This window comes from Microbulbifer maximicatervae (SeqCode) (assembly GCF_052467305.1).
In genome coordinates, this window is sequence record NZ_CP174306.1 from 1,573,667 (window position 1) to 1,600,179 (window position 26,513).

The 26,513-nt window shown below is 53.4% G+C and carries 4 protein-coding genes and 1 pseudogene; 3 read left to right on the top strand and 2 right to left on the bottom strand.

Going from position 1 to position 26,513, the window contains the following annotated elements; translation table 11 throughout:
- Positions 1 to 197: 197 nt before the first annotated feature.
- Entirely contained in the window at positions 198 to 845 is a 648-nt protein-coding gene (locus ACJJI4_RS07195) for a YiaD family glycine zipper/OmpA-like lipoprotein (RefSeq protein WP_444927567.1), read from the top strand.
- 172 nt (positions 846 to 1,017) lie between these two features.
- Here the strand turns inward: ACJJI4_RS07195 and ACJJI4_RS07200 are convergent, their stop codons facing one another.
- The gene (locus ACJJI4_RS07200; protein ID WP_444927568.1) at positions 1,018 to 1,371 is read right to left on the bottom strand and encodes a hypothetical protein; all 354 of its coding nucleotides are present in this window, start codon (positions 1,369 to 1,371) and stop codon (positions 1,018 to 1,020) included.
- Complete coding sequence (locus tag ACJJI4_RS07205; protein WP_444927569.1) at positions 1,368 to 1,943, bottom strand: tetratricopeptide repeat protein; 576 nt, start codon at positions 1,941 to 1,943, stop codon at positions 1,368 to 1,370. The genes ACJJI4_RS07200 and ACJJI4_RS07205 overlap by 4 nt, the downstream gene beginning before the upstream one ends.
- A 357-nt stretch (positions 1,944 to 2,300) precedes the next feature.
- Between ACJJI4_RS07205 and ACJJI4_RS07210 the strand changes: the two genes are divergently transcribed.
- Positions 2,301 to 24,779, top strand: a complete 22,479-nt coding sequence (locus ACJJI4_RS07210; protein WP_444927570.1) for a hypothetical protein — start codon at positions 2,301 to 2,303, stop codon at positions 24,777 to 24,779.
- A gap of 485 nt (positions 24,780 to 25,264) precedes the next feature.
- Positions 25,265 to 25,663 (top strand): annotated as a pseudogene (gene tnpA, locus ACJJI4_RS07215) (IS200/IS605 family transposase).
- Positions 25,664 to 26,513: the final 850 nt, after the last annotated feature.

A 26,513-nucleotide genomic window follows, 5' to 3' on the forward strand; every position in this document is an offset into this window, starting at 1 on the left:
TTGGTACGTAGTTATGAATAGTTAGTACGTAATGGGGACTAGTCAGTAGAACTGACAATAAATTCGCTTTAGTCTATGGAAAATTTCATTGGGTTGGTTCAGCCGCCAGTCAGATAGTGTGTTGAACAATACAGAGATTGCACAAGACATGTGTAGCTCAATACCCGTTACTTAAAAATGCGTTAGGAGAGCCAATAATGAAATATTGGGTAGCAGCCCTGGCACTGGGCTCGATGGTTGGTTGTTCCACATTGGACCCTTACACAGGTGAAAGTAAGACCAGTAATGCCGCCAAAGGGGCTGGAATTGGAGCTGTAACTGGAGCGATCGTTGGCGTCGCTACTGCCAGTAAGAAAGACCGTGGTAAGGGAGCCTTGACCGGTGCCCTGGGTGGCGCGGCGATCGGTGGTGGCATTGGTTACTATATGGATCGTCAGGAAATGTTGTTGCGTCAGCGCCTGGAAGGTACCGGCGTACGTGTTGAGCGTGAAGGTGATAATATTCGTCTGATCATGCCGGGTAACATTACCTTCGGTACTAACCGCGCAGATATTCGTACAGACTTCTATGACACCCTGGAATCAGTCACTATTGTCCTGCAGGAATTCGACCAAACTGCAATTCGAGTTAGCGGCCACACCGATAGTACGGGCTCCGATGTGTACAACCAGAGCTTGAGTGAACAACGTGCTAACTCTGTGGCCAGCTTTTTCAGCGGCCAGGGTGTTTCCGCTGGTCGTGTTCAAGCTGTAGGTTATGGTGAGCGTTATCCTATCGCGAGCAACGACTCCGAGTCAGGCCGTCAGGCTAACCGCCGGGTTGAGTTGGAGTTGCTACCGCTTTAATTAGTCGGTTTTGTAAATTAAGCCGCTGTTAGTGCTCAAGGTACTGATCTTGGGTGCTATACAGCTTGATTATTTTTCGGGGGGCTATTTGTGGCCTCAATTTTCTGTATCTTGGCCACGACTTACTGACCGTATCTTAAAATTTAATGTGGCTTTAATTAGAGGCGACAAATTACTGTGTAATTTCAAATATGAGCTTCTCTAGCTTATATTGATAGGCTTCATTTTCCCCGGCTTTGTTAAATGCAGAGTGGATCATTTCTTGCAAAACTTCTGACGGTACCCTGTGGGAAAACTCTCTAGTTAAAATGATACTGATCATGGTCTCTTTTTGCTTTTGCAAGTCTCCCCCCAATCGCTGAAGCTCAATAATTTCTTGCGTTGTAAATGCTTTTACTCCCTGAGGGGCTTCAGTGGGGTTGTCACTAACGTTTTCTATGCTTGCTTTTTGTGGTGCCGGCCTGCTGGGTGTCGAAGATCTCCCCGCGAGGTAAGCTCGGTAGTTGAACCTGTTGTCAAGCTTCATATTGGTTGGCCGGCTCCATATTGTGATAGGAGCATTTTATTTATTGCATCGCTATTCTCGGCAACACTTTTTTCTTCTTTGGCTGTTTCCGTTACTACCTGGATAATTTGTTCGATATCAGAATTTAGGGCCGGGTTCTCTGTGTTGGACTGTATTCCTTGCCTTAGCAGATCAAGACCACTTTGAGTTTGCTCTTCTATTATTGCCAGTAATCCATTGGAAAATAGTTGAAAGTACTTAGGAGTATTCGGCGTGATAACCAAGTGTTGCCAGATGTTCTTAGCTTTCTCAATTTGCTGAGTGACTAAATAAACTTGGCTCAGTTGAAAATGGGCTACCCATAAAGTGGGGGCCATTTCTATACTCATCTGCATTTCTTCGATGGCGCGATCAAAAAATTTTATCTGAGCATATTCTGCGGCAAGGAGTAAATGTGTTGCCGGTTGCTTCTCGAGCAAAAGGCAGCGCTTAAGTAGCTCAATAGCTTTGTCATGGTCTTTTGTACGACTTGCTTCCAAGGCGCAGTGTAAGAGCTCGGCAGTATCTAAGTGGCTATGGATCTCTTGTCGCATGTCTCGATTCCTCACTTTCAAGCCTATCTTACATGTTCACATAAAAATATTCTGGGAGCATTATCTGAATGGCAATTAGGTATGCAATTTTGTCTTAAATCCCCCTTTTTTTATGCTTCCTATTAGTTCCATTCTTTGAGATGTATGTGATTAAAATCACTGCTTGTGGAGGTTGTCCGTTAAGTTAGCTAGTAAGTCATGAAATCAATGTATTTTGAGCTTTTAGGAATAAAATAAAAAAATATCTGCACGATTCCCCCAATCTGATGGATATGTATTTAAAGCGACGCGGATAAAGTGGCCCACAGTGGTAGATGCCGCGACAGAGTCAAATGGAATAGTTTTTGGGGAATCTCTATGGTTGCTATTATCAGCGGAGACGTACTGGGTCTTTTCAATAGTACAAAGACCGGTATCGGTTCAGCGAGTTTTGGTCAAGGGCGTGAGTCTGTTTATGTGAACGCCTCAACCGGCAACCTGGTTTTGCGCCAACAAGATGAATTTGTAGCGGCAGCTGGCCTCGACTTGTCCATGCTGCGCACCTACAACAGCCAAGGGCAGATTGATGGTGATAACAACGACGGTTTTCGCTTCAATTTTTCCAACCAGCTGATCAACCTGATTGGCAGTCCCGGGCAGACGGGTAGCCAGGTTACCCGTATCGGTGGTGATGGCTCAGAAACAATTTACCAGTTTGATGCCCATCAACAGGCCTATGTTTCAAGTGACGGCGCCGGTGCCCACGACCAAATCATTTATGACAGTGGCAGCAATCAATGGGTCTGGCGTGAGGGCTCAAGTCGCAGTGAAGAAGTATACGGTCAGGTTAATGGCGAATGGAAAATGGTGGCCCGCGTGGATGCCGAGGGCCGGCAACTGGTTTTTGGTCATAACAGCAGCGGCTTGGTCGATAGCATCACCGATGCGGCTGGGCAGAGTTTCACCATTAGCTACAGCGGCAGTAAAGTTACCGGTGTTAGTGTTAGCACCGATGGCGCTGCTCAGCAGCGGCTGTATTACAGCTACGACAGTCAGGGGCGGCTGGACTCAGTAACCGTTGACTTAACCCCACAAGATAACAGCATTGCCGATGGCAATGTATACCGTACCGAATACACCTATGACGGCAGCAGTAATCGCGTTCACACGATTGAGCAAAGCGATGGCAACTACATGGTGTTTATGTACGTCGATGTCGACGGCCTGGGAGATTATCGGGTCAGTGAAGTGCGCAGTGGTCGCCACTCTAATTCCGGTCTTGCAGAAGAGTTGGATGGCAGCGATCGGCGTATCACCACCTATAGCTATGACCTGGAAAATAACACCACCAAAATTACTCAAGTGGTTAACCCCGAATCCGATGCCAGCAGCTGGATCGGGCCGCAAACGGAATTGGTTTTTGATGGCGCCGGACGGGTTATCGAATTAAAAGCCCCCGCAGACCAAAATGGCGTGCGCGAGAGTACCCAGTACAGTTATGACGATGAAGGTAATTTAACCTCAAAAACTGATCACAGCGGCAATACCACGGTTTACGAATATGACAGTCGCGGCAATCAAATCCTGCTGCGCGACGGGCAGGGCAATACGCTCGAGCGGGAATACGACAGTTATAACCAGCTGATTAAGGAAACGGTCTACTTGCAACCGGACCCCGATGGCGATGGCGAGGAAATGCCAGCAGACCCCCGGGTAACCCACTATGTTTACGACGACATGCAGCGCCTGCGCTATGTGGTAGGCCACGACGGCACGGTACAAGAGACCCGCTACGACGACGCAACCGCTACCGCGCGCACTATCAGCAGTATCACCTACTTGCACCACGGCTACTTTGATCAGTTCTTGGTGGATACCTACACCCAGGCAAGCGTCAGTTACGATATTGATTTTAGTCTCAGTGCCCTGAATACCTGGGCGCAGGAAACCCAGGCGGACATACTCAGTAGCGAACTAGAAAATGCCACGCGCAGAAGTGATACCCGTTTGGACTTCCGCGGTCAGGTCTATAGCGTTACTGATTACAGTACCGTGGATGTGAATGGGGACGGCGTTCTCGATGGTACTGAATCCACCAGCTATACCGTTTATGATGCCCGTGGCCAACTGCTGCACACCGTGGACCCCCGCGGCACAGGTGCAGATTCCTCCAGTTATAAAACCAGCTATGTCTATGACGGGCTCGGTCGTTTGCTCAGTAGTACCGATGCCAAGGGTTACACCAGCACCAGTATTTACAATGACGCTCAGTCGCAGATTATCAGTACCGATGCCAATGGTTTACAGGTAACCCGCACCTACGCCACCAACGGCAGTCTGATTAGTGAGGTCTATCACGATACCCGCGACGGCCTCAGTGCTCGCGGGCAGGTCCAGTATTTCTACGATCACCTCGGGCGCATTCGGGCCACTCAGGATGCCGCCGGAGCCGTCAGCCACAGCCTTTACGATGATAAAGGACAGATGGTGGCGGTGATCAGTGCCTCGGGCGCAATTACGGAATTCCACTACGATGCCGAGGGGCGGCAAATACAAACCACGCACTATAGCACCCCGGTGAGTGGCACCCAGTTGCAGAGCCTGCTGATTAAAGACGGCGATGCCCTGGTCGGTATTGAGGAGAGTGTCAGCCTGGAGGATTTGCGTCCGGCGGCCAATAGCAGCGCCGACCGCGCCACTTATCAATACTATGATGATGCCGACCGGGTGCGCTTCTTTGTCGATGCAGAGGGCTACCTGAGTGAAACCCTGTACACCGCCCAGGGCGAGGTGCTGAGCAGCACCCGATATAATCTTTATATTGAAGATCCCGCCGCAGAAACGACGGATTCGTTAGAGGCAAAATATGCCTCCAACGATGCCAGTCTCACGGTTGCCAGCCGCAGTGCCACTCACTGGGTGGAGCCGGTGCAGAGCTATGCCCAGGCAGATAGCCCAGGGTTTAACCAGCGCGACACCGCCAGTTATATAGGCAGTGTCGATCTGGATAGCAGTCCCAGCACACGCACGGCCCGTAACGATTACACGTTGTACGGCACTGTTTACCAGCGAGTGGAAAATACCCAGACAGAATCGGTCAGTGGCAGCGCAATTACCACCGCCTATACCCGTGCACCGGTACAGCCCTATACCTATGCCAGCAGTACCATTGTTGCCGAGGAATATACGGCGGTCGAAAACCGCAGGATTGATATTTACAACAATCACACAAGCCGCGCGGCTGAACCCCCGACCGGGATGGATCTCTCCGGCACTGCGGTGCGCAATGTCGACGGCGCAGAGACACAAAGTAAAAAAGTCACGGTCTATCCTGAAAGTAGTAAAGTTGACTCTGCTTCTAGTAGCACCAAATTAAAAGCAGATGCTTTTTCAAGTGTGAGTGCTTTGACTGGAACGACTTATCCTCAAATTTTCCAATATTTTAAGGTTACTGTGGAGGTTAGTCGCAATGACGGTGGGAGCCTCCCCGGTGGCTATACCGATACTTTTAGTTATACTTCCACTAGCCGTAATTTCGACGGTAGTATTAAGCTCACAGATCACTATGGTGATAATTTACCAACAGGAAGTTATAAAGTTAAAGTTAAGCTTGAAGAGGTGTACAAATACCAGCCTACTCCTCCACCAGGTGGATATGACAGTATTGAAGACCCTGAGCTTAGTAGTAATGATGAAATTGGTATCGATGCGATAGCGTATTTAACGCGTTATATGTCAACAAAATCCTTTAATGTTGGCACCCGCATCAAATGGGATGACCCCGATACAGGAATAGGGGAAACTACTAAATTCTATTATCGGAACGGCAGTGGCTCCTGGGTAAGCCAAAATATCTCCATGAGTGGCAACAGCAATACCGTTGCAATTGATAATCCCCCCAGTAGCAGTCTCACATATAAAGTACAGTATTTCTCGGGCAGCACACCTAAACAGGAAGGGACTAATACCTTTACTGCGATCGGTGGCACCAGTCAGGAAATATCGACCAATTTTAAGGCGAAGACGGAATCTGTATCCAATTCTTCAGCGTTAACGGGCTATTCGACCAGGACAGACATTAAGCAAATAAAAGCAGTGTCTGTGAACGATGTAACGGGTGTTGAGTATACGACCTATACCTACCCACAGGATATGTCGTCGTGGAACGGTAGGGTAAATTTGCGTATTGGTAATAAACTCCCCGATGGGGTTTATACGGTGACGTTAACAATTACTAAAACAGATAATACACCTGATGATGACCCTTATATATTTACCTACGAACAGGGCACCCAGCACTCTTATGATAGAACCGTAGTTAAATGGAGCAAGGAAACCCAGCCCGATGGTGCGGCGGTAGTGTTTAAATATCGTTTGGTGGGAAGTAGTGGAGGCTGGACCGGTGTATCTCCGGTAGTGAGTGGCGAAAATCACCAGGCGACTCTCGATGTGCTGGAAAATGGTGATTATGAATTTCGAATAGAGTACCGTGATGCTGGGCAAATAGTGAAACGCTCTAGTGGCGAATTTACGGTTAATAAAAGCGGTACTTCCGACAATAACAGTAACTTCACCAGCGTCTTCGAGTTTGATGCCGTTCGCTATAATACTGTAGCAAATTCCTCTAGTGTCACCGGTTATTTTAACCGTACCCAGGCCGCCGCAGTTTCCCGTGCCGATGTTAAAGTACTGGATAAGGTCACCGGCAGTCTTGTGGCAACCAGTTCCAGTTACCCTGCGGATTATTTAAGCTGGTTGGATGCCAGTGGTAGTGATTATAACGGTAATCTCAATCTGGCCGGCAGTGCCGCGCTGGCCAATGGCCGCTATGAAGTGGAGGTGACTACCTATGATTTGAGTGGCCGTTCCTCGGGCACCAATCGCTTTGACTATGAAGTAGGTAACCAAACCGAGTATCACCCTACTGAATTCCGCTGGCCTGCCAGCTCGCGCCCCGAAGGCACCAGTGTTATTTTTGAGTATGAACATAGTCCCGGTGACTGGCGCAGTGTCTTGGTCAATGACGAAGGGAGTGATTTAAAAGTCGTACTCGGCGATGTGGATGAGGGCAGTATCACTGAGGGGAGCTACCATTTCCGAATTCGCTACGAGAAAGACGGACAAACAGTAAAGCAAACGATTGGCGATCCGTCACTCACCGTAGATAAAGGGGTCGCGAAAACCAGTAATTTTGATTTCCAGTACACCACTGTCTCTCTACAGGAAGACACTGGAGTGGGGATTATTGGTTACCCGGTGACAATCGGTTCCAGCCCAGCCCTGCAAAAAATCGTTGCCGAAGTGCGCGATCAAAATAACCAGTTGATCTCCAGCGCAGAGACCTGGCCGCAGTTGTATGGCAGTTATAATGGCGAAGTAAATTTATCGGTCGGCAGTGACTTGCCCCCGGGCCAGGCTTATCGTGTCACCTTAACCCTGTATTACGACGATGACAGCACCGTCGGCAAAGAGCCCTTTACCGTCGAGATCGGTGAGCAACCGGCCCAAGACCGGGTGATACACTGGTCTGATCCCAATCTGAGTTCCCACAGCTACTCCCGTCATACCTTTAACAGTGAAGATAGTTTTAATATCAATCACTGGCGTATCTATGACGCTAGTCCTGCAGGGGCGACTGTTGCACAAGTTTATGACTCGCAGTTGCAGCGTTCAGTGGTGGAGGTATCCGGCACTGGCACAGATAATGGATTTAAACTGGGAATAAATGAAGCCGGGAATTCCTGGAATATCACCGATGGCCGCGTGGTTCGCACTGAAATTCAGTTTTCCAGTGAAGAGCATACGCGGCTCTATTATACAGTGACCAGTAGTAAGGCAAGTAACGGGGTTGCCTATGTCTGCTATTCCTCAAGCATTAGCAGTCCCTCTATATCCATAAGCGCTACCAGCGGTTCAATCTATTATAACTTCCCTTTGGAGGCCCAGTACCGGGATGGCAACTGGCATGTCTTTGAGCGGGATATTATTGCGGATGTAGCCTCTCTGGACCCCGATGAACAAATACAGAGTATTAATAATCTTCTTGTGCGTGGCAGTGGTCGTATTGGTCGAGTAGATATTGTCAATTGGTCCGATGCGGGTCTGAGTGCACAGAATTTTTCCCGTTATCGTTATAACACGGCTGATAATTTGGATTCTGAGCACTGGAAAATTTCCAGCTCCGGCCCTGCCGGGGCAACGCTTGCGGAAGTCTACGACCCTCAACTACAGCGCTCTGTAATAGAAGTCTCGGGTAGCGGCACGGATAATGCTTTTACCCTGAGGCAGGAAGGTTTTGCCTCCTGGAATATTACCGATGGCAGTATTGCCCGCGCTCAGGTTCAGTTTTCCGCTGATGATCCGGTTAACTTGTATTACAAGCTGGCCAGTAGCAATGCATCTACGGGGACAGCTTATGTTAAATACAGCTCCAGCCCGTCAGTTACAGAGCCTTATATTCAGGTTTTGTCCAGTGGCAATATTTATTACACCTTCCCTATGGAGTCTCGCTATCGGGACGGTAACTGGCATACCTTTGAGCGGGATATTCTTGCAGATGTCGCCTCCCTTGACCCCAGTGAAAAAATACAGAGCATTAGAGAGCTGGTTGTGCGCGGCAGTGGCCGTATCGGCACTGTAGAAATTGACTCGGTTTTTTCCACTCAGTCAGGTGGGCTCAATATTCCACGCCATGTCCTTAACAGCGGCGAAAACCTGGATATTAATAACTGGCAAATTTATAGGCAGTCATCTGGTACTGCCACTGTCGCCCAGGTTTACGATGAATTCTTGCAGCGGGATGTGGTCGAGCTTTCCGGTTTGGGTGCCGACGATGGCTTTAAACTCAACAAGAGCGCCCACCAATACTCATGGAATATCAGCGATAGTGCCCAGGTCCGCGCCGAAATTAATTTGAGTGCGCCAACAAATCTTTTTTTCTGGGTGGAGACTTCTGCGGGCAGTGCTTATATCCAGTACAGCTCTGGAATATCCAGCCCCAGGGTGAATGTCACTGGTTCGGGGACTACCTACTATCAGTTTCCTCTGGAGGCCGAATACCTGGATGGCAACTGGCATGCTTTCGAGCGTGACTTGCGCCAGGATCTCGCTACTCTGGCCCCGGATGTTGAGTTGTTAGAGATCGATCGTTTCCTGGTGCGCGGCAGTGGCCGTATCGGTGCGATTACCCTCGGTGAAGCCGATGAAGTCACCTATCTGGAGTACCGCCGGGTTGGGGGGAGTGATGTTGTACGTCACTCTTATAACAACGGCGATAACCTAGATATGAAGCAGTGGCGGGTTTCTGACTCTAGCCCGGCGGGAGCCACCGTGACGGAGGTGTACGACACCCAGTTACAGCGCAAGGTGGTGGAGACTTCCGGTGATAGTGCCAATAATGCCTTTACGCTCAGTAAAAATGCCGATAGGGATTCTTGGGATATTGCCGATGGGGTCAAGGCCAGCGTTGAGATGCAATATGCTGGTGAAGGTGAATATCGAATTTACTACCAGTTGGACAGCAGTAAGGCCGCCAGCGGTATCGCCTATGCCAAGTACGATTCAGAGGCCACAGAGCCCTATATTCTAGTGGCTTCCGGCCATATTTATTATACCTTCCCCCTTGATGATAAATACCTGGATGGCAACTGGCATACCTTCGAGCGGGATATCCTCGCCGATATTGCCTATTTGGACCCCACTGAAGAAATACAGGCTTTCCGCAAATTTATTCTGCGTGGCAGCGGCCGTATCGGCACCGTAGAAATTACGACCGATACCCCTGTCAGTGGCGAGAATCCCTGGCAGCGGGTTGCGGTGCAGCAAAACGGCGACCACTTCAGCGCTAATTTGGGGAATGACCTCAACGGCGATTACGAATATCGGGTTGTCACTTACCGGGACGGTGTTACCGACTATGCCGGTTATACCTATAACAGCGCCGACAACTTCAATCTGGATCACTGGAAAATTTATAAAGACGATTCTGATAATGCGTCTTTAGGGAAAGTCTATGACACCATTTTGCAGAGGGAAGTCATCGAGTTTTCCGGGGAGGGGATTGATGCCGGCGTTAGAATCTATAACGACAGTGACCATGATTACTTGAATATCGGTGATGGGGTGGTCGCGCGCGCGCAGATTAATCTAACCGGCCCTATTAAACTCTATTACCACATAGAGACCTCTATTGGGTGGGCTTATGTGGAGTATGGTTCAGAGATTTCCGCTCCGGGAGTTTACCTTGCCCCTGATGGTGTCACTCGCTATTACAAGTTTCCTCTAGAAGCAAAGTATCTAGACGGTAACTGGCATACTTTCGAGCGGAACATTCTTGCCGATGTAGCCCTGCTGGATTCCGATGTTCAGGTAGAAAAAATACATGGATTCCTGGTGCGCGGCAGCGGCCGTATCGGCACCATTGAGATTGGCACCCATCGCCTGGACAGCAATCGCTACGGAGACAACGATCGCCTGCTGCGCAGTTTGTCTGGGGCTTTCGCCGCCAACGACAGCGGTATTACCCCGGCCACCTGGGAAATGCCCACCTATCACCGCAGCACTGCGGAGGGCTATGCCGTTGAGGGCTACCTGAGTGCCGAGGAGGCGGCGGCGATCGCCTATATGGAGGCGGTGGTGATCGACAATGCCACCGGCACGGCCATCGGCGCCCCCGTGCAGACCTGGATCGATCCCGCCACCCTGCGCGATGGCTCCTTTGCCGGCCGCCTCAACCTGCTGATGGGCGCCACGCTGCCCGACGGCGATTACACCGTGCAGGTGACCCGCCACTACAACGATGGCACCAGTCTGGTGGATGACCCCTTCCAACATCAGGTGGGGCGGCAGCTGCAAATGGTGGAAAACCCCCGTTTAACCCTGGCCCTGGACCCGTCCTACAGCGCCAGTGGGGTGGAGCTATCCATTCGCTCACTGCCCGAGGGTGAGTGGGTTACTCTGCCGGTGGATGCAGAAAATGGCACGGTGGAGCTGGACAAGGACTTCTATGGCAGCGGTGTCTATGAATACCGCCTGTCTTATACCCTGGATGTGGATGGTGTCGCTGTGAGCAAGAGCGGCGAGGGCCGCTTTACCCTCGCCCCCGGCGACAGCTATACCCAATATCTCAGCGCCACGGCCAGCGGAGTGGACCTGGCCGATGCCCGTATCAGCCGCACTTTTTACGATGAGGCGGGACGGGTCAGCGGCACACTGGACCAGGAGGGTTATCTCACTGAGTATCGCTACAATCGCGCCGGCCAACTGGTGGCAACCACCCGCTATGCCAACCGGGTGGCCAGCTATAGCGAGAGCGCACACAGGCTGAACAGCGGTACCCTGAAGACCCTGCGCCCGGTGGTGGACGCGCAGAACGACCGCACCAGTTACTGGATTTACGACGCCCAGGGTCGCGAAGTCGCCGAGATTGATGCAGAGGGTTACCTCTCCGAGCACCAGTACGATGTCGCCGGCAACCGGGTGAAAACCATTCGTTACGCCAGCGCACTCAACGGCCTCGACAACGCACTCGATGTGGTGAACGGCGACGCTTCGCGCCTCACCCTCAAGGGCCTCAATTTTATCCAGCACCGCTTTAACGAAGAAGATCAGGGACTGGACAGCTGGAGTATCTACGCCCAGATCTCCGGCAGTGCCACGATAGAGAAGGTATACGATGTTCGTATGCAGCGGGAAGTGGTTGAGCTTTCCGGCTCGGGCACCAGAGACGGCTTCAAGCTGAAAAAGAGTGCGGGCCAGAGCTGGTGGGGAATTGAGGACACGGCTGAAGTTCGCGTTGAAATGAACCTCAGTGCCCCCAGCCGGATTTTCTTCTGGGTGGAGACTACTGAGGGCAGAGCCTATATCGAATACAGCTCTACAGAGCCCAGTCCAAGAAAATATACTTCTTCTGGTGGGACCACCTACTACAAGTTCCCCCTGGATGCCAGTTATCTGGATGGTAACTGGCACGCCTTCGAGCGGGACTTACAGGCGGACCTGGCCTCCCTGGACCCGGATGTGGAACTGCTCAATATCGGCATGTTCCTGGTACGCGGCAGCGGTCGTATCGGCACCCTGGAGGTCACTACAGAGACCACCGGGCAGTTGCTGAGCAGTGATGATGATCAGGTGACTGAGTGGCGCTACGACAGCCGCAACCAGGTGACCTACAGCACCGATGCCTACGGCAATACCAGTCACTTCACCTATACCGCCGACGGCCAGCTGCAGAGCAGCCGCAGTGGTCTCGCGATAACTTCCGGCTCGATCCTGGATAATTACCTGGACAACTACCAGGGCGATGCGACCTTTAGCGCCAATGACAGCGCCACTCGCGACGCCCACTGGGAGTACGATGTACACGGGCGGGTGACCGGTGAGTGGGATCACCTGGGGCGGCAGGTCAAAGGGTACCGCTACGATGCCGCCGGGCGGCGTTTGTCCAGCACCGATGCCAACGGTTACACCACCTATTATGCCTACACCGAAGACGGGCAACTGAAATATACCATTGCGCCGGTGTTCAAACCGGGCTCGGAGACCCTGGAGTGGCAGGTCAGCCAGCTGGCCTACAGCGTGTTCGGCGAACTGATCCGCAGCCGCCAGTACGCCAATCGCCTCAGCGACAGCCTGCTGCACAGCTTGAACCTGAATGGCAATGCGGCGCAGTTGGACAGCTTGGTCGAGGGTATCGCCAGCGATGGGGACACCGTCACCAGCAGCGAGTACAACCAGCGCGGTCTGCTGATGAGCAGCACAGACGGCGAGGGTTTTACCAGCACCTCTACCTACAACGCCTTCGGCGAGCGCACCCACCTCAGCCAGGCCATCGACCGGGCCAACAGCCGCTTTGCGCAGACGGACTTCAGTTATAGCCGCCGCGGTGAAGTGCTGACCAGTAGTACGCACCTGAGTTACGGCGCCTATACAGCGGTGACCACGAGCAGTGAGTACAACGCCTTCGGCCAAGTACAGGCGACTGCGGATGCGCGGGGCAACCAGCGCGCGTATTTCTATGATCGCCTGGGGCAGGTGGTCGAGGAGCGCGATGCGCTGGGGCAGAGCATCCAGCTGAGCTATGACGCCTACGGCCGCGTCCTGACCCGCACCGACGCGCTCAATCGCACCACTATCTATAGCTATGACGATGTGCGTCGTTCACAGAAAATGACCACCCCACAGGGGGTGCACACCGAAACCCTGTTTACCATTCACGGTGAGACCTTCGAGGTCTCCCTTTACGCCAATGGCAGCTGGCACCGCCAGGCGCGCTATGAGTACGACACCCAGGGCAACCTGGTCAGTACCGAGGATGGACTGGGTGAGATGCGTCGCAGTGAATACAACGCCGCAGGTCAGCTCACCGCCACTTTGGATGAGCGCGGTGTGCGCACCGAGATGCGTTACGACCCCCAGGGGCGGGTATTGACCCGCACCGAGGATGTGGGTGGACTCAACCTCACCACGACCCAACGCTACGGCCACCGCTTTGAAGAGACGGTGGATGCCAGTGGCAGCGTGACTCGCACGGAATTCGATCACAACGGCCGCGTGGTGCGGGTGATCGTGGATGCCAGCAGCGATAACTCGGGCCTCAACCTGCTCACTGAGTTTGACTACGACGGCCAGGGCAACCTGCTGCAGATGCGCGAGGGTTATCTCAGTGGCGGCGTGGCGGGCACCGCCAGTTACACCCGCACCCGAGTGTACAGTTACGACGAACTGGGACGGGTGCAAAGTGAAACGGTCGACCCGGATGGGCTGGCCATCGCAACTCACTACCAGTACGACCGGGATGGCAATCGCACCGCCGTGACCAATGCCCTCGGCCATACCAGCTATACGGTATACGACGCCGAAGGCCGCGCGGTATACACCCTCTCCGCCAGTGGCAACCCAGACAACCCGCAGTACACCCTGGTGCAGAGCCAGTACAACGCGGCCAGCGAATTGGTTGGCAAGGTGCAGTACGGTGCGTTCCTAGACAGCGCAGACCTGCCGGCGAACATCGCCAGTGGCGCCGCCCCCGAGGCGATTGCCGCACTGCTCGACAGTGGCGTGGCCCAGCGCAGCACCCGCTATATCTACAATGGCGACGGCCAGCTCACCTACACCATTGACTCACTGGGTCAGGTGAGCGAGACCCGTTACGATGTTGCCGGGCGCGTCAGTGCGGAGATCCGCTATGCGCACAAAATCAATCCGTCTACCGAGAGTGTCGACGACCTGGTGCGCGATACCAGCCTGGATCGGGAGACCCGCTACCAATACGACGCCGCCGGTCGCCAGACCCACCGCTTGCAGGTCTTTGAGCGGGATGGGGCCCAGTACGCTTATGTGACCGAGACCCTGTACACCGCCCGTGGCGAAGTGGCCGGAGAGATCACCTACGCCCGGGCCATTGCCCTGGCCAGTGAGACCACCGCAGACCTGGACCCCAATGCCGCCAACAATCGCCGCAGCCTCTTTATTTACGATGCCAGCGGGCGCCGCACCCACAGTGTCGACAGCCTCGGTTATGTGACCGAGACTCGCTATAGCGACAGCGATAACCGCGAGACGGTTATCCGCTATGCCAACCGAATTAGCGTACCCGCTGTCGCCGATTGGGGTAGCTTGCGCGCTGGAGACCTGTCTATTGGCAGCAGCAGCGCCACCGACCAAGTGTTCGTTACCCAGTACGACAGCGCTGGACGCAAAACCAGCATCACTGAGCAAGTTTGGAATGGCAGCGGACTCAGCAGCTTTACCGAGTACTACGGCTACGACGCTCTGGGCAACCGCACTGAGATCACCGATCAGCTCGGCTACAAGTCCTATCTCAGCTACGATGCCGCCGGTCGACTGACCCATCAGCTGGTACCGCGCAATAGCTCTCAGGGCTACCTGTCCACCTGGAACTACGACGCCCTGGGCCAGGTGCTGACCGAGACCCATTACAGCCAGGCGATCCCGCTGAATAGCGAACCCAGTAGTATCGATACCGGTGCCCTGGCACACGCCCAGGATCGCTCGACCCGCTACACCTATTCGGCCCGTGGTGAAGTGGTCCTCACCATTGACAGCGCCGGAGTGATTACTGAACAGCGCTACACCGCCTTCGGTGAAACCTGGCTCACGATCGAGGCCAAGGGGCTGCCCGAGCAGCGGGTGACCTACCGTGGCTTCGACGCCCTGGGGCGGTTGGTAGAGGAGACTGCGGGTCTGCCAGACGCCGAGAGTGACACCATTGCCAATCGCGCCGCCCTCGGTGAAGCTGACCTCGGTCGGCACGAGCGCATCGCCACGACCTACTTCAGCTACAACCACTTCGATGAGCTGGCGACCCTGGTCAGCCCGAGAGGTGAGATCTATGTCAGCGCCCAGGAGCACGACCAACTGGGGCGCAAAGTGGCTGAGGTGGATGCCCGCGGTGGCAGCACCCACTCGGTGCTCGATGCCTTTGGCAATATCGTCGCCACCACCGACCCCAACGGCAATACCGGCATCTTTATCTACGATGCCAACAATCGTCTCACCCACCAGGTATTGCCCAATGGCGCTGTAACGACCTATGAATACGACGCCTTTGGCCAGGCCGCGGCGGTGCGCAGCTACGCCGAGAAGCTTGCTGACGATGTGGATATTGCCGCACTGGATGCCGCCGCACTCGACGCACTGCTCAGTGGCAAACAGGATGTGGTGCGCGACCGCTACACCACCAACAGTTATGACAACCGGGGTCAGCTACTCTCGACGACGCAATACGGTTACGACTTGATTGCGTCCCAGGCAATCGCCAGTGAGACCCGCTATGAATACGACGCCGCCGGCAACCGCACTGCGGCCATCGACGCCCTCGGCGCCCGCACCGACTACCAGTTTGATGCCCAGGGGCGCATTACCCAGGAAACTGGACCGCAGTTTGCCGCAGCGCTGAGCGCCCACAGCACCGCGACAAGAGAAGTGCGCGCCATTACCGAATATGTCTACAACGCCTTTGACCGGGTGGAGATGACTCAGGGGCGCTACTGGGATGTGAGTGCCGCCAGTGAGAAAACCGATTCCCAGGGCCTGCGCACCACCGAGATGGCTTACGACCACCGCGGCCGGATGATCACCTCTATCGGACCGGAGTTTGCCGCCGCCAGCAACAGTGCATTGAACACGCCGGACTTTGATGGCGCGATCGGCCAGGTCACCCTGCGCCAGGTTACCGAAGTGCGCTACGACGCCCTGGGCCGCCAGGTCTACGAAGGCCAGCGCGGCCTGAGTGGAGCCGCACTCAACAGCGACGGCAGTGTCTCCGGCACCCAGCACGGCCAGATCCAAGCTGTCGCCTCGGTTTACAATCGCCTGGATCAGCAGGTACTGGTTTTGGATGCCGATGGCGGCCTCACGTTTAACGTGTATACCGCCGCCGGGAACCTCACCACGGAAGTCCGCTACGACCAGCGCCTGCACATCGACGGCAGCACCTGGGACGGCAGCGCAGCCGCACTGGATCTCGACAGTGCCTCCGGGCACTGGCGCCACGATGCCCTGGCGCTACAGGATCGCGAACTTACCACCGGGCGCAGCACGCACTTCTACTACAACGCCAACAACCTGTTGGTGAGAACGGAAAGCGACGAGGGCATCTTCTTTGACCTCAACAACCTGGTCGACCCGGATTCCACCAGCGGCGACCAGGGCGAGCTGCAAGAGGGCTTCAGCCACGGCAGCACCCAGGGGTATCAGGTAAGTTACGATGCCAATGGCAACAGCATTATCCAGATCGACGGCAAAGACCAACCCAGCTTTGCCCTCTTTGATGCCGCCGGCAACCAAGTGCTGATGGTAGACCGCCTCGGCTATGTCACTGAATCTGTTTACGATGGTCTCGGCCAAGTAATCGCGCAAACCCGCTATGCCATGGCCCTCAACTTTGATGGCCTCGGGGCCCCCGCCGACAATGAGGCGCGCCACGCCTGGCTGGAGTCTCTTTACAATGACAATCGCGATGGTTTGATTGCCAACCTCACTTCTGAGGAATATGACGAAGAGCTGCGCACCACCGAGTATGTCTACAGCGGCCGCGGCTTGCTATTGGAGGAGCGCCTCAAAGGCGAATCCTTCTCCCGTATCAGCAACTCGGGCACCGCCCTGAGTCGCAGCCAGGTAAGCAGCGATTTGGTGACCCGCTACGGCTATAGCGAAACCGGCCTGCAAGACACCGCGGTGCGCTACGACGGGGATGAAAATGCCAGCGACAGCCGCACGGAGAGCGTGTCTTACAACGCCCTCGGCCAGCAGGCACAAACCCAGGGCGCGGAGTACACCGACTACAGCGGCGACCGCGTGCGCGCCACGGTGAGTTATCACTACGACCTGTATGGCAACCGCACCGCAGAGACAGTGCACAACGACAGCGACCAGGTGACCAGCCACCGCTACAACGCCCTGGGCGTGCGCACCGAGACTCGCGATGCGCGGGAGAATCGCGGCGATGCCAACTACCAAGGCACCACGGAATTTGTCTTCGATGCCTTCGGCAATGCGGTCTACCAGACCAGCTACCAAACCGATATCGACAACCAGCAGACCCAGGTGGTGACCTGGCTGCAATACGACGCCCAGGGCCGCGAGACCGCCCGCGTCAGCAGTGCCGATCAGACCGATAGTGGTGACCGGGTGCAGCACGATATCGCCTACAACACCCACGGGCAGATTGTTGGCAAGGGCATCAACACCGCCAGCCGCACGGGCCTCGCAGAGCACCAGTACCAGGAGTACTTTGTCTACGACGAGCTGGGTCGCCTGTTTAAAACCAACAGCGGCAATGGCACCCCGCGCATCTACTTGTATGACCAAAACGGCAACACCACGCTGGAAATCTCCGCCATCAATAACGATGGCCTGGAAGATGTCACCACCGTGCAGCAGGCGCTGAACGAGACCACCCAGAGTGAGACCCAGTGGAAATACAGCCTTTACGACCAGGAAGATCAACTGATCACCGTGGTGGAAGCCCCACTGGCGACACCGGATGACAATCCAGATTTGGATGTGGGGTGGAATGTCGACAACGACGACAGCGAAACCCAAAACGAGGTTAGCTATGGCGAGAGCAGTGGCAGTGTACCGACCGTAGGTGCCCGCAATCGGGAGACCACCCACTCCAGTAGTAGCTCCGTGTGGGTGGACCTGGGCAGCGGGGACATGCCGGCAAGCACTAGTGTGGCTGCCAGTCATGTACTCACTTTACCTGCGGCGCGCAGTAAAACAACCGAGCGCAGCAGTATTTACTTTGTCGACGATGAGGGGCGCGGTTATACCAGCAACCCCGGCGATGCCGAGGCGGTGGACAGTGCCAACTCCTGGTTGGACAACAGTGATGAGCTTCTTTACCTGGATGAAAATGATGACAGGCTTCGTTTTGAGGAGCTGGGCCTTACTGCCGAGCAGCGGCAGGGACTTGACGAGTTACTCGGTAACAATGAGTGGCTTTTAGAGGGCAGTAGTACACAGTCCCGCCGCGGTTATATCGAGCGGGATACTCTGGAGTACGTTACCAGCCGCCAGGTGACTCTGGATAGCGGCCGTACAATCACCGTGGAAACGGACCATATAGCGGTTATTGAACAGTTGCATGTTTTTGTACCCCTGTCCCACGACGGCGTCGAGTACGGCTGGCGCGAAGTGGTAGTGACCACCCAGAGTTATAACTACGACGTCACCAGTAATTTCCTTCAGGCCGGCGATGATGAGGCCGCTGATATCCTGGATGACGCTCAGAATAACCCCCTGGCGCTGATGCCCAGCCTGGATTGGGCCCTGGCAGATAACACCCTCAGTCTCACCAGTGCGGATGTGGCCGATGTTTTTGGCAGCACCGCCAAGGTGCAGGTGCTGGCAAAGAATGCCGAGGGCGCAGTGGTAATGGATAACACCCAGTACGACTGGAGCGACGGCATGGAAATTGCCCTGGCACCCGGAGTGCACTCGCTGTCGCTGACTTTCCTGTCCCCAGATGGCCTGGTGCTGCATGCCGTTGATCTCTACAGCAGCGGCGCGACTACCCAGGACGGCAGTGTCGGCCTGCCGGGCGAAGGGGTAGGCCTGGAGCACCTGCCGGAGGTGAATACCTTCTGGCTTTCAGCAGGTTATAAGGCGTCCAAGCAGGGCAGTGGCCAGAGTATTGATTTAAGTTATTCCGATTCGCTTAAAACCAAAGAGACCCGCTATACGGCCGTGGGCGGCCAGGATACGATCGACCATCCGGGCGAGGTGGATTCCAAGGCGATGACCGTTGAATACGGTGTTGCGGTTGTAGGGATAATAAGTAGTGAACCTGTGGGGGATCCCGATGATTATGGGCAACTCTATAGATATACCTACCAAGAACAGGTAACTGTCACGATTTCCAACTACCCGGTGATTGAGGGAGCGACGATTACTGTCGATGGGGTAACCAGTGAAATTACCGGCAATGGCACTTATACCTTCTATGGCGATGTTAAAACTACCGGTGGGTATGAACAACCCAGTGGTGACATTGAGGTGTCGATCAATACCTTTGGCCGGGAGTGGGGCAGTGTCAGTATCCCGTCTAGGCATGAGGGTCCGACTCTAACTTCCGATGAATATGTGAGGATATTCGACCTCTCCAATGAGGCTAAAACCGTTGAGTTTACTGTTGGAGCTACTACGTTGGTGGCTGAGGTCGTCAACGGTATGGCCAATATCGATACTTCAGAGTTAGCGGACAGTAGCCTGGCATTCACCATGACGGTCAAAGATAGTAGTGGCACCGTGATCAATGAGGCCAAGGGGACTTTTGACAACAGTAAACCAGGCACGGTCTCCGACCTGACAAATCGTGTTATTAAAGAGGTAGATTCCAACACCTACTCCCGCAGTGCCAGTTCCGATGGTGACGCGAATAGCTCGGTGTTCTACTCCCAGGTGGGCATGTATAACCGCCAGGCAGTCCGCAATATTGCCTTGCAACTGACTGGTGCCGCCAATGACGAGACACTGATTGCCCACCACGCCAGTTATAACGCCTTTGGCGAAACCGTGGCCTCTATCGACAACAATGGCAATGCCACCCTGTACCAGTACGACAAGCGCGGCAATGTGGTGCAGGAGTTGAAACCAGAGGCGGATGTCTACACGGAGCAGATGACCCATTTCCGCGCCCACACCGCCACTGTGTACGGCGTTAACGCTTACGGCGAGACGGTGATGGAAAAAGTGGCCGCGCAAGCCGCCGCAGGCGCCAGCAGCGCCACTCGCACCGCTGTAGACAACTACAACATCAAGCACGAGCAGGTGAGCTTGCAGGACTATGCTGCGGGCTTGTTGGTTGCCAGCCAGGACGCGGTGGGAGACTACGATACCCAGGCCTTCGACCAGGCCGGCAACCTCAAGGGGACCAGCCAGCTGGCCTACCGGGCCGGCGAGCGCGGCAGCGGTACCGGTGCGCTCTACTATCAGGTGGCCTACCACTACGACGCCAACAACCAGCTGGTGCGGATGAACCGCTTCCAGGACAGCAGCCGGGCGATCGACTACAACTACGGCGCCTCCGCCTACTACGATGAGTGGGACTACGACGAGTTTGGCAATCGCATTCGCCATCGCAACGCCCTCTACGGCGACACCCGCTATGTGCTCAATTCCAGCTTTGACAATACGGGCGATGCCAGTGCCAGCGGCACAGTTGGACAGGAGACCTATCGCTACGACGGTCTCGGCCGGGTATTGGAGTACACAAGTTACAGCGGCCAGGTGACGGATTACGCCTACGCCTGGAGTGACTATGTCACGCGCAGTGTGCTCGCCGCCAGCGGCGAGCAGGCCCAGGGCGGCGCCATCCAGGTGCGCCTGGGGGGCTATATCACCTCGGTGGCCAGAGCCGGTATGGGCGGTACCGTCGCGGTCAATTGGAGCCAGAGCTCCCGCGAAGACGTGATTACTGATGTCAGCGACTACTTTGGCAAAGCGGTCTGGCACGACGACTTAGGTGGTCACCGCATCGAATACTCCTATAACTATGCCGGCTGGCTGTCGCGTCAGACAGGCAATACCGGTATGAGCGGCGACGCCCTGTGGGAGGACCGGAACAGCCAGGATATTCGCTACACCTATTACCACAACGGCAACCTGTTCCGCACCTTCGACTACGGCAACAACGGCCTGGTCGATGGGGACCAGGCCGCAGTCGGGGATACGGTGGCGCCGGCGGTGACCGAGTATCGCTATGACAAGGCGGGCAACCGCATCGGTGAGCTCTATTACCGCTCTAACGACTTGTATAACAACAATAACCGCATGGTGTATCAGCACAGCAACGCTGAATACGATGAGCAGGGCCGTATTGTCAGCATTGAGGGCTACGACGAATACGGAAATGCCTACCAGATCGACTACACCTTCGATGCCTTTAGTAATCGCCGCAGTGTCAGCAGTGTTTACAACGGCCGCTATGTGGATAACTTAGACGGCACTATCGAAGGGGAAACCCAATCGTTCTATTACACCTACGACAAGAACAACCGCTTTACCCTGACCCTGGGCGAATTCCAGGACGGCCAGATAGTGATGGGAGAGAGTGGAACCGCGATCAGTTACAACGGCCTGGATCAGCGTTATCAAGCTGTGCGCGCCAGTGATGGCAGCATTCGCGAGCAGTACGCCTATGATGCCAATGGCCGTGTCACCACCGTACATATCGACCAGGGCAGCGGCTTTGTCTTGCGCGCCCAACGAGTCAATAACCATGCAGGGCAGGTGACCGCCTCTTACGAGTACGACTCAGATGGCACCCTGTTTAGTGTGACCGAGAATCATCACAATGCCGATGGCACCCTACTGGGTTACCAGACGACCCGCTATGACGACAGCGGTCGGGCGACCGATGAGGTTACGCGGATGCGCAACACCTTCCTCGGTGATGGCGCAACAGTGGATACCTCGATTACCAGGGCATATCCCGAAGATGGTGCAGCGCCCACGGTCACCACCTTGCACAACAGTTACGAGAAGTGGGACACCTACAAAACTAAGTCGGTAGTGATCAACGCCGATAACGCTGATCTCACCCCGGAGCAGCGCGCCCAGTGGGAGAGCGGTGAGGCCTACTACACCTATGACAGCAACGGCCATATACGCCGGGTCTACGATGTGGAAGGTGAGCGCGCCATGGCCTATGTCACCGATAAAGAGGGGCGCACCTTGGTGCGCGAGGAGATTCGCGATAGCGGAGAGAATCCCTTCGGCCGAGAGATGCGCCACTTCTACTATTTTAACGGCCATGCCGTGGGGGATGTGGGTAATGACCGGGTACCGAGCCGCTATGACTATGTGAAAGCGCTGGCGGAAACTGACGGTAGCGGCAACCGCCACCTAAACGACAACGGCGACCATGTACAGGCGGTGCAATCGGCAGACTTTGACCAGAACTTCCAGCCGATCAACCCCAGTTACCCGGCCGCCAGCTATACCAGTTACGAGGCCCAGGGCGGTGAAAGCCTGCAAACTATTGCGGCCACGATCTGGGGAGACTCCAGCCTGTGGTACCTGCTGGCGGATGCCAACGGTCTGCGTGGGGATGAAGTACTGACCCGGGGACAGCGCCTGGAACTGCCCAACGTAGTCACCAATATCCATAACAATGCCGACACCTTCCGTCCTGTAGACGGCAGCCTACAGCTGGGCGATATCAGTCCAACCCTGCCCGATGTACCGCCACCACCACCGGTTGATTCCGATGGTTGTGGTTTGGCCCAGGTAATTGTGCTGGCAGTTGCTGTGGTGGCCTCGATGTATTTGGGGCCTTGGGTGTATGGTGCGGTATCGGGCGCACTTGCCGGTGCAGGTGCTGTCGCTGCCGGTGCGGCGGGTGCCTTTGCCGCTGGAGCCGCCGTTGCCGCTACCACGCAGGTGGCCAGTATGGCCGTGGGCTTACAGAGCGGCTTCGACTGGAGTGGGGTGGCCAAAGCCGGTGTGACCAGTATGGTGACTTTTGGTGTGATGGAGGGCCTGGGGAGTTTATCGGGTGCGGAGGGCAGTATTGGCAGCACATCAGGATTCCTCTCCGGCAATAAGGTGGGTGCCGCAATTACAGAGAATGTGATTGGCCAAGGCATCAATATGGCCTTCGATGACCAGCATAGCTTTAACTGGGGCGCGGTAGCCGTGGCAGGGGTTAGTGGTGCAATTCAAGGGGGAATGGATGGCAATTTTGAGTATGAGATGAGCTATGCAGCACGCAACTACGGCGCAGCAAACTTGAATAGTGCCGAAGACTTCTTCATCCAGGCTGCCGATGGCTGGAAGATGACTAAAACACTCCTGTCCACTTCTATTACTGAAGCGATGAATGCAAGCGTATGGAATCAGAAATTCAGCTTCGCGTCAGTGGCACAAAATGCTGCGGTTTCCCACCTGAGTTACGCCCTGTCTGCCCCGGTGCGCCAATCGCCGATCGCCGTTGAGCCCGTTGCTGATAGGGCTGTCGGCCAAGCAACAGAGCCTGCGCCTCAGCACGCTGTCGAAGTAGCTCAAACGGCCCAGCAAACTAAAACCGAAACGCAACTCGTCTCGCGGGCCCAAACTGCCGCCGTCCATACGGCTGAGGCCGAAAGTAGCGCTGAGGTAGTTGCAGAGACTTTAAACCGTCAGCGTGTGGAGATAGGTTTTACGTCTGCTCCGACGCCGGATTTTGATTATTTACAAGCAATTACAGGTTTTAGTGGTGAATATACGATACTCACAGGCTTTGATGTAAGCGATTGGTGGAAGGAAGGCCACGGTTTGACATCTGCTTACGTATACGAGAATGGAATGACTCTCAAGGAAATAAATGATTTGAGCCCGCTTGTTGATACGGTTAATTACTGGTTGAGTAGTGAGGGCGGAGACAGTCTTTATTTTGGACCTGATAGTGAGATGTCTAAGGTCTTTAGCGAAGGACATGGGGCTGAGTTACTTGAGTGGCGGTTTTATAATAAATTTGATGGAGCTCCAAACTATTTAGATCGAATGGATAAAGTAGATTACACTTTTACTTGGTTGGATAGGGCGCCGCGAACATTGAATTCTGCAGAACATGCTGTTGGCTCATGGAAAGGGTACGCGGTGAGAATTGGTGACGAAGTTAAATTTAGAGCTGAAAATACAATGGGATTGAGCTCTTTATTTTTTGGTAGGCAGTTATCAGAAATTGGGTTGGGTTACTTTATAGATACTCAAGAAGGTGACTTAGATATGGTTATTGAGTGGACTAAGCCGCTTGATACGAGCTGGGAGAAAGTAGAGTATGAAAAACCCGGATTTGAGTTTCTCGAAATAATTGGAGGGGCTGCTGAAGGTCTAGTAGAAGTTGTAGGCGGTGGGGTGAATGAAATTATAGGGCTGGAAGGCCCACTCCTGAAGTGCTCTGTGATTACTGAGCAAGATGAAGCTTTATTAGATGATCGTGATTTGATTGGATTCTGGGAATCACGATATGCAGCAGGGGATTGGCTGTCAAGGGTAGGGAGACTTGGGTGGGACCCCGACTATAATCCGCCAGGAATTATGGGGGTAGTCGATAAATGGGGAGCTGAATATACTTGGAGTAGTTTGGAAGGCTATATATCTGAGAATAATATTCCAGTAAGTATGGAGCAAATAGGATTGGATATTGCTCGAGCCCATGTGAAAGCAGTAAAAGCTGATACTAATGCGTTATTGAGCGTTCAAGAGGCGGCTGATTACCACCATGAAGTATTTGGTAGGTATAACATACCTAAGCGACTATTTGGAGGGACTCACAATCCACTCCCATTCGGAGGTGAACCGCCTGCTGGATTATATAAATTCATGTGGGCACGAGGGAGTGATGATTAATAGTTTATTATTTATATACTCGTATTTATGAAGCAATGTGAAAGTTTTATGTTTTTGCTGCTTACTATCACTGGGTCCACATTCTGAGGGGCCCAGTACGTAGAGATAAATTGGTAAAATATTGGAGGTGCAAGTCCTTTACCCAGTAGGGTCAGGAAATACACCAGAGAATATGGCGATCTTAAGGCATACGGCCTTAAATCAGTTGCAAACGTCAAAGCCCCTGTTAGTGGTCTTGAGTTAGTTGATTTTATGGTTGAGTTTGAGAGTGATAAAGAATGAACCTTAGAGTAAAAATCGCTATTGAGTTTGGCTGTAAAATTAATGAATGGTTGATGGTTCTACGGCGTATGCCGTGGGACCATTTAATTAACAAATAGGTAAACCACCGCCTCAGGCGGTGAGACTTGATAAGGCTCTGCTGTTCCGGCGTGCAGAGTAAAAATATGACCTCCATGAACCGGCAAGTTCTTTAAGGAGGCCATGTGCGAGATTGGCAGTGCCAAGCTCACGTGAAACATTATTGCAGGTACCATGTGGTATTTGTTCCCAAGTATCGAAAGAAAACGTTATTTGGAGCATTGAGACGTGAGATTGGAGCAATATTCCGAGACTTATGTCATCAAAAAGACATTGAGTTGGTCGAGGGGTACGCAATGAGGGATCACATTCATATGTAGTTAATGATTCCTCCAAGGTTAAGTGTTTCCAATACGGTTGGGTTTCTGAAAGGGAAATCTGCGATCCAGATATTTCGGAAGTACAAGCATGTGCAGAGAAATTTCACAGGAAGGCACTTTTAGGCTCGGGACTACTGCGTGAGTACAGTAGGTCTTGATGAGCAGATGATTCGAGAGTACATCAAGAATCAAGAGGTTGATTGAAGAAAGCCAGCAAGAGCAGATGCAACTGGCTGCTTTCTCAATGGGTTCCTCCGAGCGTTTAAAGTGGCTTTCAAAGGCATGGTTGAAATAGAGCCGGTACCTTGAAGATATATTTTGCCATTCTAGAATTTGTGGGATACCTTCGGCAATAGCGCTGCTTTTTCAAGGTGCAGTTACCGGCCATTCCAGTCAAATAGTGGTGTATGGGGTTAATTCGCTAACACTTTTTATACAGGCTCAATTGAAGTAGTAATTTTCGTGGCGCTTTTGGTCCAATTGAAAGGTTTCGTCGGTGCTCAATTGTGGACCTTAATGGACGCCTTAATTTTATCTTTCAGCCCCCTCATACTGGAAAAGTCACCCGGTAGAGTGCTTTGCGTTCCAGCTGTGCAATCCTTCCTGTTACAGTATTCAGCCACGATAAAATAAATAGGGTAAAGCTAAAATATACTCGTGGATTCAGGTAAGCCCAAGATATAATAATTAATGTTTTGTGAAGCTCTAATTGTATCTATTTTCTTGGTGTTTTTGATTCAAATAAAGATCGTGGCGCGATACATTTAATAGCTTTAACTTAGTGTTGCATTAATTTAATTGCAGATATATAAAATTAAACTGGATTTCGATGAAGAGTGAATTAATTTGTTGCCCAGTGTTCAGTTTGGCAATCTAAGGTTTAATTGTCGGATATTTTTTGAAGTAAATATTTACATACTTTATCTCAGGTATGGTGTGGTGTTAATTTCTTATGACTGTGAACTAAGGTGGCGCCAAACACTAAAAAGTGGAGCTTTTGCAGGAAGCTTGTCCTTTGTAAAAAAAGTCAGGAAATCTAAGATGAAGCCTCGTG